Source organism: Geomonas anaerohicana (genome assembly GCF_016458305.1).
Classification (GTDB): Bacteria; Desulfobacterota; Desulfuromonadia; order Geobacterales; family Geobacteraceae; genus Geomonas; species Geomonas anaerohicana.
In genome coordinates, this window is the sequence record NZ_JAEMHL010000002.1 from 164,596 (window position 1) to 181,641 (window position 17,046).

The 17,046-nt window shown below is 67.6% G+C and carries 10 protein-coding genes; 9 read left to right on the forward strand and 1 reads right to left on the reverse strand.

Going from position 1 to position 17,046, the window contains the following annotated elements:
* The first annotated feature begins 2 nt into the window (after window positions 1-2).
* The 4 genes from JFN91_RS04110 to JFN91_RS04125 all read left to right on the forward strand — a co-directional run bounded on the left by JFN91_RS04110 (window position 3) and on the right by JFN91_RS04125 (window position 10,316).
* Complete coding sequence (locus JFN91_RS04110; protein ID WP_199387937.1) at window positions 3-5,153, forward strand: MBG domain-containing protein; 5,151 nt, start codon at window positions 3-5, stop codon at window positions 5,151-5,153.
* A gap of 69 nt (window positions 5,154-5,222) precedes the next feature.
* Window positions 5,223-6,713 carry a M15 family metallopeptidase gene (locus JFN91_RS04115; protein ID WP_199387938.1) on the forward strand — a complete coding sequence of 497 codons (1,491 nt, stop codon included), beginning with the start codon at window positions 5,223-5,225 and terminating at the stop codon, window positions 6,711-6,713.
* Between the two features lie 323 nt (window positions 6,714-7,036).
* A complete protein-coding gene (locus JFN91_RS04120; RefSeq protein WP_199387939.1) occupies window positions 7,037-7,792 on the forward strand; it encodes a substrate-binding domain-containing protein in 756 nt (251 codons plus the stop codon).
* Window positions 7,793-7,823: 31 nt separating this feature from the next.
* Complete coding sequence (locus JFN91_RS04125) at window positions 7,824-10,316, forward strand: methyl-accepting chemotaxis protein (protein ID WP_199387940.1); 2,493 nt, start codon at window positions 7,824-7,826, stop codon at window positions 10,314-10,316.
* A 122-nt stretch (window positions 10,317-10,438) separates the two neighbouring features.
* Here JFN91_RS04125 and flgM read toward each other — a convergent pair whose 3' ends face one another.
* Window positions 10,439-10,720 carry a flagellar biosynthesis anti-sigma factor FlgM gene (flgM, locus tag JFN91_RS04130; protein WP_199387941.1) on the reverse strand — a complete coding sequence of 94 codons (282 nt, stop codon included), beginning with the start codon at window positions 10,718-10,720 and terminating at the stop codon, window positions 10,439-10,441.
* 395 nt (window positions 10,721-11,115) lie between these two features.
* Here flgM and JFN91_RS04135 point away from each other — a divergent pair, with 395 nt between their 5' ends.
* The 5 genes from JFN91_RS04135 (at window position 11,116) to tkt (ending at window position 17,008) form a co-directional block, all read left to right on the forward strand.
* Window positions 11,116-11,313, forward strand: coding sequence for a hypothetical protein (locus JFN91_RS04135; RefSeq protein ID WP_199387942.1), 198 nt, complete (start codon window positions 11,116-11,118; stop codon window positions 11,311-11,313).
* 12 nt (window positions 11,314-11,325) lie between these two features.
* Entirely contained in the window at window positions 11,326-11,694 is a 369-nt protein-coding gene (locus JFN91_RS04140; RefSeq protein WP_199387943.1) for a rhodanese-like domain-containing protein, read from the forward strand.
* A gap of 253 nt (window positions 11,695-11,947) precedes the next feature.
* Window positions 11,948-13,381: an OmpA family protein gene (locus tag JFN91_RS04145; RefSeq protein ID WP_199387944.1), complete on the forward strand. Its 1,434-nt coding sequence runs from the start codon at window positions 11,948-11,950 to the stop codon at window positions 13,379-13,381.
* A gap of 308 nt (window positions 13,382-13,689) precedes the next feature.
* Complete coding sequence (locus JFN91_RS04150) at window positions 13,690-14,685, forward strand: aldo/keto reductase (protein WP_199387945.1); 996 nt, start codon at window positions 13,690-13,692, stop codon at window positions 14,683-14,685.
* Between the two features lie 250 nt (window positions 14,686-14,935).
* Window positions 14,936-17,008 carry a transketolase gene (tkt, locus tag JFN91_RS04155; RefSeq protein ID WP_199387946.1) on the forward strand — a complete coding sequence of 691 codons (2,073 nt, stop codon included), beginning with the start codon at window positions 14,936-14,938 and terminating at the stop codon, window positions 17,006-17,008.
* Window positions 17,009-17,046 lie beyond the last annotated feature (38 nt).

Below are 17,046 nucleotides of genomic sequence, written 5' to 3' on the forward strand. Positions count from 1 at the left end.
GCATGAGACGGATCACCCCGGCAGCAGGACGGAGCATCCTCGCAGCGGCAGCCGCAGCAATCTTTTTCCTGTTCTTTGCCGCGGCTCCCTCCCGGGCGCTGGCGGCCTGGACCCTGGACGGTTTCGACATCCGCGCCGGCGGGAGCGTCACCATCAACGGCGTGGTGCATGCCGTCGCGGTGCAGCGGCAGGACGCGAAGATCGTGGTGGCCGGCGATTTCACCCTGACCGGCGGCCTCCCGGCGGTGACGCGCACCAACGTCGCCCGGCTGAACCATGACGGCACCCTGGACACCTCGTTCGACCCGCCGACACCCGACGGCCCGGTCTACGCCCTGGCGCTCCAGCCCGACCCGGTCGCGCCCGCAAACCCGGACTACATCTGGATCGGCGGCAGCTTCACCGGCGCCGGGGGGACCAACCGCAAGGGGGTGGCGCGGCTTGCGGGGGGGACCGGTGGGCTCGACCCTCTCGACCCCGTCACGACCCCCCTGGCGGTAACCGTGCGCGCGCTCGCCCTGCTCCCTGCGGGCGCCGGCTTGCTGGTGGGGGGGGAGTTCCGGGAGATCAAGGCGGGCTTGCCGACCAGGAACCTGGCGGGCCTCGCCGTTGCCGGGGGGGGCGCCGGGACCCTCAACTGGACCTACAGCGGCGGGCTCAACGACGACGCCGGCAACGTGGCGGTCAACGCCATAGCGTTGCAGGACGGCGCCGTGGTGGTGGGGGGGGAATTCGCTACTCCCTGGTCGGCCAACATCGCCCGTTTCTGGGCATCGGGCGCCTACGACGCGAGCTTTCGCCCCGTCTCTCCCGACGCCGCGGTGCGCGCCCTGGCGGTGCAGGCCGACGGCAGGATCCTTGTCGGCGGGGACTTCTCCGGCGCGTTGCTGTCCCGCAACTACCTGGCACGGCTGAACCGGGACGGGACGCTCGACTCCTTCGATCCCGGTTTCGCCGGCGCCCCCGGGTCAGCGGTTTTCGCTCTCCAGGTGGAGCCGGACGGCGCCATCATCGCGGCGGGAAGCTTCAGCGTCGGCGCAGGCCCGACCCAGCGCTTCAACCTGGCCCGGCTCAGGCTCGACGGGACCCTCCCGGAAACCATGTTCCCCGCCCCCGACGGGGCGGTCCGGGCGCTGGCCCGGCAGGGGGACGGCTGCCTGCTCGCCGCCGGCGGCTTCGGCAACGTCGGCAGCGTGCCCCGCACCTCCCTGGCCCGGTTCTACCCCTACGGCGCCCTGGACGACGACCTGCCGCAGCTGGTCAGTGGCATCGGCCTGGTCAACCGGCTCTCCATGCGTCCCGACGGCCGGACCACCATGGTGGGCCTCTTCGAGCAGGTGCTGGGAGCAGGGCGGTTTCACATCGCGCGGTTCAGGGGGGACTGGTCCATCGACCCCGGCTACGACCCCGACCTCAATCTCGGGCAGCAGGGCTTCGCCCTCGTGCCCCTGCCCGACGACGCGCTCCTGATGGCAGGGGACTTCATCACCATCAACGGCGACCTGCAGGTCCAGATGGTGCGCCTCGATGGCGCCGGGGTACCCGGGCCTGCCTCCTTCAACAGCTTCGTCGGCGGCTACCTGCAGTTCTTCGGCTATATCAACGCCGTGACCGTGGCCGAGGACGGCGCGATCTACCTGGGCGGGGACAACGTCGAGGTGTCCCCCTACCGGTTCATGTCCCGGCTCTTCAGCACGGGCGACCACGACGCCGGTTTCGTTCCGCCGGGCGAGGTCGATGGGATCGTGACCGCCATAGCCATACAGCCCGACGGCCTGCTCCTGGTCACCACCGACACGGGCAGGGTGCTGAGGCTTTTCCCCGGCGGCTCCCTCGACCCGGCCTGGCACGGCGGCACCCCCCTGCAGCTGGGGGGGAAGATCGACCACCTGGTGCTGCTCCCGGACGGGCGCATCCTGGTCTCGGGGTACAACCTGCGTCCCGGGAGCGTGGTCGATGCCGGGAGCGGGGCGACTGTAGCGGTGTCGCGCAACCTGGTGCGCCTCTCCAGCGACGGTGTCGTCGACGACGGCTTCGTCATCGAGGCCTTGTACACCCACGACGGCACCTTCGATAGCCATGTCCTTGGCGTTACCGTGCAGACCGACGGCAGCCTCATCATCTACGGCGTCTTCGACCAGATCCGCGACGGCTTCGGAACCCTCATCAAGCGCGACTACGTCACCCGCGTGACGCCGGAGGGGCGCCTCGACCCCGCTGTCGACCTGGGCCCCTTCTCCTTTGCCGGCGGAACCCCGGTGAGCCTGGTCGAGACGGTCAACCTGCAGCCGGACGGCAAGATGCTGGTGGGGGGGGATTTCATCGGCTTGAACGGGAGGAACAAGCTGATCCGCTTCTCCAACGGCTGGAGCTCCGAGGAACTCTCCGTCTCCGATACCGGCGACAAGGTGACCTGGCTCCGCTTAGGGACCTCGCCCGAGCTGTGGCGGGTGACCTTCGAGTATTCGGAAAACCCCGACGCGGCGGCGCCGGTCTGGATTCCGCTGGGGAAGGGGCGCTGGGTCGCGGGGAGGTGGGAACTGGACGGTCTCGACCTGGCACAGTATGGCACCGGCGTGAACCGCTACGTCCGTGCCCGGGGGTACGTCGCCTCCGAGCGCGGCACCCTCGGCTCCCCGGTGGAGTCGGTCCGCCTTTACTACCTGAAGCCGCAGACCGTCACCATCACGGTGAGCGCCGATGCCAAGAGCAAGGTGTACGGCCAGGACGACCCCCCGCTCACCTACACCTTCACCCCGGCCCTGAACGGCGGCGACCAGTTCACCGGCGCCCTGTCCCGGATACCGGGGCGGGACGTGGGGGGGTACGCCATCACGGTCGGGACGCTCGCCCTGGGAAGCGGCTACCAGCTGGTCTACCGCGGGGCGAACCTGACCGTCACCCGGGCCGACCTGTTGATCAGCGCGGTGGATCAGACCAAGACGGCAGGCTCCGCCAACCCGCCGCTTAGCGCCCGCTACACCGGCCTCGCCCCCTGGGACACAAAGGACAGCCTGGGGGGCGCGCCCCTGGTCACCACCGCCGTCGATGCCGCTACCGGGCGGGGGAGCTACCCCATCCATGCGGCCCTGGGGGGGATCACCAGCGCCAATTATCGCTACAGCTTCGCCGACGGCAGTTTCACCGTCACCGGGCGACCGCAGCTGATCACCTTCAACCAGCCCCCGCCGAAAAGCTACGGCGACGCCCCGTTCGCCGCGGCAGCCCGAGCCGACAGCGGTCTCCCGGTCGGCTACGCGAGCTCCAACCCCGGGGCGGCCACCGTAGTCAACGGCGAGATCCGCATCGCGGGCGCGGGAAGCACCGTGATCACCGCCACGCAGGGAGGGGACGCCTTCTGGGACCCCGCTCCCGAGGTCCGGGTCACCCTGGACGTCGCCAGGGCGGCGCTGCGCGTGGCAGCCCGGGACCAAAGCCGGGCCTACCTGACGCCGAACCCCGAGCTCAGCGTGAACTTTTCGGGCTTCGTCTACGGCGAGGGGGCCTCCGTCCTCACCGGCGCCCCGCTGCTCTCCACCGCGGCGACCCTGACCAGCGCCGTCGGGAGCTACCCCATCGTCGCCGCCGCCGGGAGCCTGCGTGCCGCCAACTACGATATCGTCCCGGTCAACGGCACCCTCACCGTCTTCAAGTCCTGCCAGGAGATCACCTTCCCCGCCATCCCGGAACGGACCTTCGGCGATCCCCCCTTCGAGATCGTCGCCTCCGCCTGCAGCGGGCTCCCGCTCAGTTTCCGCAGTTCCAACCCGGAGGTGGCCCGGGTGGACGGGGACGTCATCACCGTTACCGGGGCGGGGAGCACCGTGATCACGGCCAGCCAGCCCGGCAGCGGCGACCTGGAGACGGCGACCGGGAAGTCGCAGCCCTTCGTCGTGCACAGAAGCGGGCAGCAGGTGAGCTTTTCCTCGCCGGCCCGGAAGGTGGTGGGGGACCCCCCCTTCGACCTGGAGGGGAGCGCGAGCAGCGGCCTCCCCCTCAGCTATGCCAGTTCCGACCCCGCCGTGGCCACCGTCGCCGGGAACAGGGTGACCGTGGTCGGCGCCGGGACCACGGTACTGAGCGCGCTGCAGGGGGGAAGCGGCAACTACCTCCCCGCCCTGCCGGTCACCAGGACGCTCACCGTGGCCCAGGAGGGTACCCCGCCGCAGCTCTACCTCTCTACGCTCAACTCCGGGGCCGGCACCTCCAACCCGGTGCTGAACATCATGGGGCGGGCCTCGGACGCCTCGGGCATCGCGAGCCTCAGCGTGGCCGGCGTCGAGCGCAGCGCCGACGCGGCGCTGTTCAGTGCCGCCGTCACCCTTGCCGAAGGAGACAACGCCATCGCCGTGACCGCCCGCGACGGCGCCGGCAACGCGACCACGCACAGCTTCACCGTCACCCTGGATGCGCTGGCGCCGGTGCTGGCCGTGAGCGCACCGGCCGACAACAGCGTCACCGATGCCGTGAGCTGCGCCGTCACCGGCACGGTCACCCCGGGGAGCACGGTGACCATGGCGGTGAACGGCGCGGCGCTGCAGCTCATCCCGGTGAACGTGGGGAGCTTCACGGGGAGCGCCCTTCTGGCCGAAGGGATCAACACCATCGAGCTCACCGCAGAACGCGAGGGGCGCAGTTCGCGCAGCAAGCGGAGCGTCACCTTCGACCCGACAGCACCGGCGCTGGCAATTACCGACCCGGTGCAGGACCTGAGGAGCGAGGCGGCATCGATCACCATCGCCGGCACGGTGGGGAGTGCCGCAGTCGGGGGGGTGCAGATCCAGGCCGCGGGGGCGCTCTACGCACCCGAGGTGGTGGGGGGAGTGTTCCGGCAGCAGCTGCCGCTGGCCTTGGGGGAAAACCGGGTCACGGTGCGGGCGGTCGCCGGCAACGGGACCACGAGCGTGGCGCAGCGCAACCTGGTGCGCATCGAACGCCTCAGCGGCGACCTGGACGGCAACGGCAGCGTCGACATCCAGGACGCCCTGCAGTTACTGAAGATCTCTTTGGGGACCGAACCCGTCACTGCCGCCGCGCTCGCCCACGGCGACCTGGCCCCGGTGCTGAACGGCGTGTCCCGGCCCGACGGGGTGATCGACGTGGGCGACCTGCTGGTGCTGTTGCGCAGCATCGTGGGGCTTTCGCGGTTTTAAGAACTTTTTCTTGCCTTTCCCGCTCCAAAATCGTATAGACCTCTCTAATCTAACGACCAGGAGCGGCGTATGAACAGGACTTGGCGATTGATCTTGGCGGGCATGATGCTGGCGACCCTGGCCCTGGCCGCGGGGTGCAGCTCGAACCGCGAGCTGCCACGGCGGGTCACTGAGAGTCTGGACGGCATCGCCAGAAGCTCGCAAAGCGGGCAGTTCCTCTACGTCGACCCCGGCACGCCGGGACACCCGCAGGCGACCCTCTACCCGGTGCGGCGCTCGCTATTGGGGTGGGAGCTTGCCCTGCCGGCGGTCCCGGTGAACCTGGGACGCAACGGCGTGGCGCCACCGTTCGAGAAACGGGAAGGGGACGGCCGCACCCCTGCCGGCATCTTCCCCCTGCGCACCGCCTTCGGTTATCCCCAAAGCCTCCCCGGCAGCTTCCCGTACCGCCAGGTCGACACCCAGGACCTCTGGGTGGACGACCCGCAATCCCCCGATTACAACCGCTGGGTCTGGCGCGGCGAGACCAGGGCCTCCTCCTTCGAGGAACTCTTGCGTCCCGACCCCCTCTACAAGTACGCCCTGGTGCTCGACTACAACACGGACCCGGTCGTGCGCGACCTGGGAAGCGCCATCTTCATCCACGTCGAGCGCGGGGCGGACAGCGTCACCGCGGGCTGCGTTTCGCTGCCGGAAAAGGAGCTGGTGCAGCTGATCGGCTGGCTCGACCCGGAACAGCGCCCCCAGGTGGTGATCGGCAGCGCCTCCGCCGTGGCGGCTGCCCTGGCGGGCATCGCTGAACAGCTCCCCTCCGACCTGCCGGCCGGGCTCAAGGGAAGGCTCTCCGAGGGGGGGCGCGTCCTGGCGCTGCGCCAAGGCGCCGGCGGCTTCTTCGCCGCCGCGGTGCCCTTGCCGGCAAGCGTCGGGCAGCAGATGCAGGAGAAGAAAACATGGCGCCCGGAGTGTCCGGTCCCCCTGGACCAGCTTGCCTACCTGGTCACCTCCTACTGGGGCTTCGACGGCGCCCCCCACTACGGCGAACTGGTGGTGCACCAGGCGCTGGCCGCCTTCTTCCTGGACTCCCTGCACCACGCCTACAACGGGCGCTTCCCCATCGAGCGGATGGAGCTCATCGACGCCTACGACGGCGACGACTTCCGCTCCATGGAGGCCAACAACACCTCGGCCTTCAACTGCCGCGAGGTCCCCGGCAGGCCCGGCGTATTCTCCAGGCACAGCTTTGGTGCCGCCATCGACGTCAACCCGCGCCAGAACCCGTACCTGATGCTGGAAGAGGGGGGGGGGGCACAGGCAGCAGGGATCACGGCCGTCGCAGCAGCGCAGCAATTCTGCCTGGGGAACCCCGCCCTGTGCCGCGTCCTCCCGGCCGCCTCGGCCGATTACCTGGACCGGCAGAGCCCGCGCCCCGGCATGCTGCAGCCGGGCGACCCGCTCCTCGCCCCTTTCCGCCAGCGCGGCTTCACCTGGGGAGGGAGCTGGCGCTTCCCGGATTACCAGCACCTCGAGTACGACCTGGGGCGGCTCCTGTCGGTTCCCTAACGTTCGTTCGATGTAATTATTTTTCTTTCATTATCTTCTCTCTCCCATCCCCTTCTGTCTGGCCACCGGCACACGACCGGGAGCCGTCCGGCACGATCCGGCCGCCCCGGTCCCCCGTCCCAATGCACTAAAGATACGTGCTTTTCTCTTTTTCGAGCCTGCTCGATTCCAGTCCTGTCCCACCTCCATTCCGTTCTCTTATCCCGCGTCCAGGCCGCCTTTGGGGCCGCTGCAGGGGTATATTGTATACAGCCGGGCGATTTTATCACTAATGGTTTCATTAGCCGTGTCGATAGGATGTAAAAAAAATCCCGGAGGTTCTCATGAGAAAAGTAGTGAAGTCGGCGGTTTGTGGTCTGGTAGTACTGGCAGCGGCGGCAGCCTACGGGGAGGAAATCAAGGTAGGCGGCGGCGGTGCCTCGATGAGCGCGGTGTTCACTCCCATTAAGGCCCCCTTCGAGAAGGCGACCGGCAGCACGCTCATGATCCTGCAGTCCTCGCCCAAGGACGGCCTGGTCGACCTGATCAAGGGAAAAATCGAGATGGCGGCCGGGGCGGTGCCGTTCGACGCCATGGTCGCCGGCGCGGAAAAGGACGGGGTCAAGGTGAACCGCGATGCCCTGGTGGTGCAGCAGGTAGGCGTCAACCGCACCGCCGTCTTCGTGCACCCCTCCAACAAGGTCGCGGCACTTTCCAAGGAGCAGTTGAAGGGGATCTTCACCGGCAAGATCGGCAACTGGAAAGAGGTCGGCGGCGACGACAAGGACATCATCGTGGTCTGGGGCAAGGGGACCCCGGGTCAGAACGCCCAGTTCCAGAAGGAGATCCTGGACGGGGCGGAGGTGACCAAGGACATCCTCGACACCACCAACTACGCCAAGATCAAGGAGAGCGTCTCCGCGACCCCGGAGGCGATCGGCATCGACCCCTTCGGCATGGCGGACGCTTCGGTGAAGGCGGTCCAGTCCCCGGTGCTCACCAGCCCGATCCTGGTGGTGACCCAAGGCAAGCCTTCGGCCAAGCTGCAGAAGGTGCTGGACTACATCAAGGGCGAAGGCGACAAGTACGTGAAGAAGTAACCGCGGCGACGCGAACCTGAACTGGTGCCATATGACGATAAAGACCAAGTTGATCTGCAACGCCCTGCTCACCCTTGCCGGGATCGCCATCATCGGCGGGGTGAGCCTTGTGGGCATGAAATTCGTTCAGGGCAAGCTCTTCATACTGACCGAGCGCTCCACGCCGTTCCAGTTGAAGACCATCGAGATGCAGCGCTCCCTGCAGGAGCACACCGCCAACCTCTCCGAGGTATCCTTCGCCGCCAACGTCAACTCGCTCGCCACCGCCCGCGGCAACGCGGAACGCACCCTCGCGGAACTGCACAAGGTGGGGGGCGAGCTCGCGGCGCTGAAGGGAAAGGAGGGGAGCGCCGCCGACGCACAGGAGGTGGAACGCCTGGAGGGGCTGACCCGCGAGATGTTCGCCTCCACCCAGGCGCGGCTCAAGGCCGAGGAGGGGGCGCGCCAGGCGGACCTAGCCATGAAGACGGAGCTCTCCGAGATCACCAGGAAGCTCTCCGAGTTGGACGTCTCGATCCAGAAGCGCCAGAAATCGTCGGCGCGCCAGCTCTCCGTCTCCAGCGGTTCGGCAAGCGAGATCACCCAGAAGCTGATGAACCTCACCACCGCCAGGGACTTCCTGAAGGACGCCAACTACGCCCTCTCCGAACTGCTCAAGGCGACCGGCAAGAAAGGGGTCATCATCGCCCGCGGCAAGCTGGACGCGGCCCTGAACGAGTTCGCCAAGAACCGGCTCGTCGCCGCCGGGGATCCCAGCGTCAAGGCCCCTGCCGAGCTGGCCGCCGAGGCGCGCAAGCTGGTGGCCGGCCCCCAGGGGGTGCTGGAGCTGAAGGGGGCGCTCCTCGCCAAGGGGGGAGAGCCGCCGCCGGAGTACGAGCAGGTGGCGCAGAATGCCGCCGCCAAGCTCTCCGGCGCCGTGATCGAGATCGAGCAATCGGTCACCCTGGCCACCGGCAAGTACACCCAGGAAAGCCGCAGCCACGACGACTCGCTCAAAGGGTCCAATCTGGCCGGTGACATCCTGGCCCTCAACGGCACCCTGATCTCCCTGGGGCTGGACATCAAGAGCGCCATAAAGGAGCTCTTCGCCGCCCGCACCAAGGAGGAGATCGCCCAGGTGGGCGGGGAGCTGCGGGCCAGGTTCGCCGCCGCCGAGGGGGTCGAGGGGCGCATGGCGGCCGCGCTGGGATCGAAAAACTCGGCCGAGGCGGGGGTGCTGCGCGGGGTGGCGGGTAAGCTCGCCGCCATCAAGGCGCAGCTCATGGCCAAGGAGGGGACCGTCGACAAGCTCGAGCAGGTGGTGCAGGTGCGCGCCCAGGCCGCCCTGCTCAACCTGAAGCTGAAGGAGCTGGTGGCCCAGCAGAACGAGCAGGGGAAGAAGGGGGTCACCGCGGCGCAGGGCGAACAGGAGAAGGCGGTCGCCTCGGTGAACCGCATGGTGCGCAGCTTCGTGGTGGCGGTCTCCCTTTTGGGGCTGGCCATGATGGTGTTCGGCCTGGTGACCAGCATCCTGCTGGCGCGCTCCATCACCACGCCGATCCGCGAGCTGATCGTGCTGGCCACCGGGTTCGGCAACGGCGATTTCAGCGCCCAGCTCGACGCCCGGCGCAAGGACGAGTTCGGCGAACTGGCGCGCCACTTCAACCAGACCACGGCCAAGCTGGGCGAGATCACCGGGGCGCTCAGCCGCGCCATCGGCAAGCTGGCCGGCCACTCCCGCCACCTCTCGGTCACCGCCGAGGAACTGGCTCAGGGGGCGCGGGAACAGGCCCTGGCCACGGAGCAGTCGGCCGACGCGGTGGGGCAGATGTCGCAGAGCATCAACGACGTGGCCGGCAGCGCCGCCCAGGCTTCCGAGGCCTCGCAGCAGGTGCTGATCACGGCGGGGCAAGGGGGGGAAGTGGTGACCACCACCGCGCAGGGGATGGAGCACATCGCGGCCTCGGTGCGCGAGGCCGCCGCCCTGGTGCACAGCCTCGGGGAGCGATCGGAACAGGTCGGCTCCATCGTGGGGATCATCAACGACATCGCCGACCAGACCTCGCTCCTGGCGCTGAACGCCTCCATCGAGGCGGCCCGCGCCGGGGAGATGGGGCAGGGCTTCGCCGTCGTGGCCGACGAGGTGCGCAAGCTCGCCTCGCGCACCACCGAGGCCACCTCAGAGATCGGCGCCATGATCCGCGAGATCCAGGAGGGGACCTCGCGCACCGTGCGCGCCATGCAGGCGGGGACCCGGAACGTCGCCGAGGGGGTGCGCTACGCCGGGGAGGCGAGCCGGTCCCTGGAGCAGATCCTGGCGGTTTCCACCCGCGGGGCGGAGATGGCGGAACGGATCGCGGCGGCGGCCGAGCAGCAGTCCACGGCCATGGTGCAGATCTCGGCCAACGTCGACGGCATGGCCGACATCACCAAGCGGGCCGAGCAGTCCACCGGCGAGGTTCGCCGCGCCTCGGTGGAACTGCGGCAGATCGCGGAGGAGCTTTCCGGGATGGCGGCCTGGTTCCGGCTCGCCGGCGCCGCCTAGCCGCGGCAGCACGCGGCTGGCAAGGGGGAGTACCAAAGACAACGGCGCGTCACCTGGAGGTGACGCGCCGTTTGCGTTGCAGGGGGAGGCTGCCGTTTACCGTTGCAGGGGGAGGCTGCCGGTCAGATGCCGCTTGCGTTGGCCAGCATCTTCTCCGCCACCTGGCGGCTATCGACCCGGTACGTTCCGGACTGGATGCGCGCCTTGATGTCGGCTACCCGCCGGGCCTGCTGCCGGTCCAGTTCGTCGGTGGAGATCTGGGACAGGGAGGTGGAAAGCTCGACCAGGTCCTCCTGTCGCTCGGGGCGTCCCTCAGGCTGCTGCGCCCGGGTCCGCGGGGCGTCCATCCTTCCCTCTACGGGAAGCGCAGGCTTGGCCTGCTCTATTTTATCGGTGATGTTCATATCTCCGGCTCTTTGCTCGTTGTTGTTGTGTACACAGGAACTATTTGAATGGTAATAGTTTTTGCCGACAAAACCCAGTGATTTTTATTTCATTATCAATACCATCAGCGACTGCTTCGAACAGGGGGCGTCATCGTGGCCCGGTTGCCGCGACAGTCATTGTCATCCCGTCTGAGTGCAGCGACCTCCTTGCTCATCAGTCTCCGTTTGCACAACCTTTCCCCCCGCTGCTCACCTCTCTCTTGGCTGCCGGCCTTGGTGCTCACCGGTCGTATGCTGCTCCAGTCACATCAAAAAAACAAACATTGGCTTGTTGACATTAAAAGGCTCTAAGTTATTTTAAATGGGTGCCGCCCGCCGGGTAACAGCGGGGATTCCGGCAAAAGGAGGAGGCCATGGCCACTGTGCAAACGCAAACCCAGGCGCCGTCCACCGTTCCCGCTCCGGTAGCCAAGCATTCCTTCGGGACCTTCGCCCTGAGCGTCACGCTGTTCATCGTCCTCGCCATCGCGCTTTTCGTCTACCTCACGCTGAGGAGGAAGGTCGACGGCAAACACGTCGACCAGAAAGCCGGCGACGAGGGGGAAGACTGAGCAGGAGGGGCCATGCGCAGCGATCTGGCAGTATCGACGGACTGGGTATGGGAGCGGATCAAGGAAGGGGAGCCGCTCTTTTTTATCGAGCTGCGCCACCCCGGTGATGCCGACTACGCGGTGCACCGGGTGCGGGGGGGGCTTCGGGTCGATTGCGACGAGGCCCGCCGGCAGTTGCCGGAAGTGCCGCGCGACCGCCTGGTAGTGGTGGTGTCCGCTGTGCCCGACGACGCGCCTGCCCTTGAGCTGGCGGCATTCTTCAAGGAGAACGGCGTCCATGCATGGGCGCTGGCGGGAGGGTTCGCCGCCTACCTGGAGGCCGGGCTTCCGGCGCAGGAGGTCAGGGCGGCCCGGGACATGACCCGCAACCGGGGTGAGTGAATGCACTGTGCATCCTTTGCGCAGGGGCTTCCAGCGCGGGTTCGCGGGTTGACACCGAAACGAATGCAGTTATATTGGTAAACGTTAATTTTTCCGGCGGTGGCCGACGGGGCGCCGCCGGAGTTGAATCAGCGGGTTAGCGGATCTGTTCACGCCGGCAAGAACCGGAACTGGATGGGCCAGCCGGAGGCCGGCTCGGAAAAATTAGCGGGAGGATCTCGAGATGATCCTCCTCAACAAGGAGGCTACCAGGATGAAAAAGATCACCGGCTTTATCTGCATCATGGTCATGGCCGTGATGGCGCTGGCCGCCACGGCTCACGCCGGAGAACGTGCGGGGGCGTTCTCCATCTCTCCCTACGCCGGCGGGTACATTTTCGACGACTCGAAACTGCCCCAGCGCAACTACAGGGAAAACCGGATCACCGGCGGTTTGCGGCTGGGCTACGACTGGACCGACAACTTCGCCACCGAACTCGTGGGGAGCTACCTGAGGGTGGAGGACCAGGCCACCGATCGCGAGAACGGCATGTACTCCTACCACCTGGACCTGATCTGGAACTTCATGCCCAGGTCGGCCTTCGTTCCCTACCTGGCGTTGGGCGGCGGCGGCACCACCATCAGGTATCACGGTGCCAACTCCAACGACGGCACGGCCAACGGCGGCGCCGGCTTCAAGCTCTTCTTCCACGACGACGTCGCCTTCAGGGCCGACGCCCGCCGCATCATCGACTTCCAGAGCAACCACGTCCGCGAGAACATCGCCAGGAACTGGGAATACAGCGTCGGCCTCACCTTCGTCATGGGTGGGCGGACCATGAAGAGCGCTCCAGCCAAGGCTGCGGCAGCCGAACCGGGCGGTACCGTCGCCCAGACCCCGCCGCCGGCGCAGCCCGAAGCGCAGCCTCAACCGCAGCCGCAACCGCAACCGGTTGCCGCCGAGCCGAGCCCGGGGCACTACAAGTACTGCGTCACCCTGCAGGGTGAGTTCGACATCGACAAGGCCATCGTGCGCCAGGAACTGCGCGACCAGATCGCCCAGGTCGGCAACTTCATGAAGAAGTACCCGACCACCACCGCCGTCATCGAGGGGCACACCGACAACGTCGGGTCCTACAACCACAACATGGACCTCTCCCAGCGACGCGCCCAGGCCGTGGTCGACGTGCTGGCCGAGCAGTACGGCATCGAGCGCACCCGTCTCGCTGCCAAGGGGTACGGCTTCACCCGTCCCATCGCCGACAACGCCACCAACGAAGGGAAGCAGAAGAACCGCCGCATCGAGGCCATCATCGACTGCGCCTTCGACGTGCAGCAGGTCACCCCGCCGCAGCGGCTCTGCATGTCCCTGGTGGTCGACTTCGACCCCGGCAAGTCCGAGATCAAGCCGCAGTACCGCGATGAGATCGCCAAGGTTGCCGACTACATGAAGCGCTACACCACCACGACCGCCGTCATCGAGGGGCATACCGACAACACCGGCGACGCCGCTCACAACATGAAGCTGTCCCAGCAGCGCGCCCAGAACGTGGTCGACTACCTGGTCAAGAACTTCGGCATCGAGCGCTCCCGTCTCTCCGCCAAAGGGTTCGGGGCCACCCGTCCCATCGCCTACAACAACACGGCCGAAGGGCGGCAGCAAAACCGCAGGATCAACGCCATCATCGACTGCGTCGTCAACAAGTAGCCATGACCGGCCAGGGCACCAGCGCTCACCTGCAGCACCCTGGCCTTCGGCAACCCTGACCACCGCTGCCGCAGAAATAGCCCATATCCGTATGGGCTATTTTTGTTGCCGGAGAGGGGAGAGGCAAAACCCGTTCAACGTTCAATGTTCAACGTTTCGAGGGCGAGGGCGAGGTTGAAGGTCGAAGGTTTGGGAGGTTCGCAGCGAGCGCAACAGTTGCCGTCGGGAAGTCGTGGCCGGAGCCTTTGTCATCATCGAACGTTGAACGTTGAACCTTGAACGGTATTTGAAGCTCTTAGGAGGTTTCCATGCACAAACGCAAACTTGGCCAACAGGGGTTGGAGGTGTCGGCGCTGGGGCTTGGCTGCCGGGGGTTGACCTACTGCTACGGCAGCGGCGACCTCGCCGAGTCGATCCGGGTGCTGCGCCGCGCCATCGAACTGGGCATCACCTTCTGGGATACCGCCGAGGTCTACGGCCCCTTCTGCAACGAGGAGCTCCTGGGACGCCTGCTGAAGGAGGTCCCGCGCCGGAAGCTGGTGCTGGCGACCAAGTTCGCCTGGCGCTTCGGCCCGCACGGCAGGCAGATCGGGCTCGACAGCAGCCCGGCCCAGGTGCGCCGTTCCATCGACGGTTCCCTGAAGCGCCTGGGGACCGACTACATCGACCTCTACTACCAGCACCGCCTGGACCCCGCCGTCCCGGTCGAGGAAACGGTGGGTGCCCTCGCGGAACTGGTGGCCGAGGGGAAGGTGCGCTACATAGGCCTTTCCGAGGTGGGCCCCGGCATCGTGCGCCGCGCCCACGCCGTGCACCCGCTTTCCGCGGTGCAGTCGGAATATTCGCTGTGGGAGCGGGGGGTGGAGGACAAGCTCCTGCCGGTCCTGCGCGAACTGGGCATCGGCTTCGTCGCCTACAGCCCCATGGGGAGGGGATTTCTGGCCGGCAAGATCAGGAGCACGGACGACCTGGAGCCCTGCGACTGGCGCCGCAAGAACCCGCGCTTTCTGGCCGAGAACCTGCGCCACAACTTCACCCTGGTCTCCATGGTCAACGAGCTCGCCTGCGCCCACGATGCCACCCCGGCCCAGGTGGCGCTCGCCTGGCTGTTGCGCCGCGGCAGCGACATCGTCCCCATCCCCGGGACCAGGCACCTGCGCTACCTGGAGGAGAACGCGCAGGCGGTGGGGCTTAAGCTGTGCGACACAGTCTGGTGCCGCCTGGACGAGTCGGTGTGCGGTTTCCAGGTGGCCGGCGCGCGCTCGCCCGAGGCCGCGCTCCGTTTCGTCGACAACTCCGATTAGCGAGCGCATCGGGATGGCTGGTAATGAAGCTGTATCAGAGAGGGGGGCAAGGGATAGAGTTGGGCAGGCACTGTCAATGGTCCATTGTCAATTGGTCATTGAGGACACAGTTCCTATTTAACCTTTCCCTTGTTATAGTCATGGCAGGAAGCATCGCAGGTTCCTGTCACAGTTACTGTGGGGATCACTGAAACAGGCGTGGCGGAAACAGTGCCGATGCTCCGCAACTTCAACCTTGAGGAGCAGCGCCATGACCACGCATCCCGTTACCGATCCCGTCGCCGACCTGGACCAGCTCTGCATCAACACCCTGCGCTTTCTGGCGGTGGACGCCATTCAAAAAGCCAACAGCGGCCACCCCGGCATGCCGATGGGGGCCGCTGCCATGGCGTACCAGCTCTGGACCCGGTTCCTGAAGCACAACCCGGCCGATCCCTCCTGGTTCGACCGGGATCGCTTCGTCCTCTCCGCCGGACACGGATCGATGCTTTTGTACTCCCTTTTGCACCTGACCGGGTACGACCTGCCGCTGGAGGAACTCAAACGCTTCCGGCAGTGGGGGAGCCGTACCCCCGGGCACCCGGAGCGCGGCCTCACCCCCGGGGTGGAGGTGAGCACCGGTCCGCTCGGGCAGGGCTTCGCCAACGCGGTGGGGATGGCCATGGCCGAGGCGCACCTGGCCGCCCGCTTCAACCGCCCCGGCTTCCCTCTCATCGACCACTACAGCTACGTGATCGCCGGTGACGGGGACCTGATGGAGGGGGTGGTCTCCGAGGCGGCCTCCCTGGCGGGGCACCTGGGGCTGGGCAAGCTGATCTGCCTCTACGACGACAACCGCATCACCCTGGCCGCCTCGACCTCGCTCTCCTTTTCCGAGGACCGCGGCGCCAGGTTCGCCGCCTTCGGCTGGCAGGTGCTGGTGGTCGAGGAGGGGAACGACCTGGCGGCCATCGCCGCCGCGCTCGAACAGGCGCGCGCCGACTCCCGGCGCCCCTCGCTGATCATGGTGCGCACCCGCATCGGGTTCGGCTCACCGGGCAAAGAGGACAGTTTCGAGGCGCACGGGGCGCCCTTGGGCGCGGACGAGGTGCGCCGCAGCAAGGAGCGCCTGGGGTGGCCGGAGCAACCGGAATTCCTGGTGCCGCAGCCGGCGCTGGAGCGCTTCCGGCTGGCCCTGGAAGAGGGGGGCGCCGCGCAGCGGCAGTGGGAGGAACTGCGCGCCCGCTACGCGGTCGAGTATCCCGAGCTGGCCGGCGAGCTGGCGGCGGCGGTCTCCGGGGAGCTCCCGCAGGGGTGGCAGGAGGCCCTCCCCGAGTTTCCCGCCGACGAGAAGGGCATGGCGACCCGCGCCGCCGCGGGCAAGGTGCTCAACGCCCTGGCGGCGCGCCTCCCGTTCTTCGGCGGCTCTGCCGACCTGAACCCCTCCACCGTCACCGCGCTCGCCGGCCGGGGGGACTTTCAAAGCGAAGCGTGGCAGCCGGCAGACCGCCAGGGTGCGGTAGGCGGGGAGTGGGGGGCAGCGGGCGCCAACGTCCATTTCGGCGTGCGCGAACACGGCATGGCGGCCATCCTGAACGGTATCGCCGCTCACGGCGGCACCATTCCCTTCGGGGCCACCTTCCTCACCTTTTGCGATTACCTGCGTCCGTCGCTGCGCCTGGCCGCCCTGTCCGAGTTGAAGGTGATCCACGTCTTTACCCACGACTCCATCGCCCTGGGCGAAGACGGCCCCACCCATCAGCCGGTGGAGCACCTGGCGTCCCTGCGGGCGATTCCCCGCCTTGTCGTCTTGCGCCCCTGCGACGCCAACGAAACCGCCTTCGCCTGGCGCGCGGCGCTCTCGGTCAGGAACCGCCCGGTGGCGCTGGTGCTGTCGCGGCAGGCTCTCCCCACCCTGGACCGGGTGCGCTACGCACCGGCACAGGGGGTGTTGCAGGGGGGGTACGTGCTGGCTGATTTCGAGGGGGAGGGGGCGCGCCTGATCCTGATCGCCACCGGCTCCGAGGTGGCGCTCGCGCTGCAGGCGCGCTCAAGGCTCAACGAGGCAGGGCTTGCGGTGCGCGTGGTGTCCCTTCCCAGTTGGGAGATCTTCGAGGAGCAGCCCCTGGCCTACCGCGAGGCGGTGCTGCCGCGCGATGTGCCGCTCAGGCTGGCGATCGAGGCGGGGAGCCCGCAGGGGTGGCACCGCTACGTGGGGGATGCCGGGGTGGTGCTCGGTGTGGAGGGGTACGGCGCCTCCGCACCGGGAGAGCGCGTCCTCGAGGAGTACGGCTTCACCGTGGCCCACCTCTGCCGGCTCGCCCTGCAGATGGCGGGCTGGTAACCACGGCGCGCGGCGCCGGTCCGGGCACCTCCCGGCAA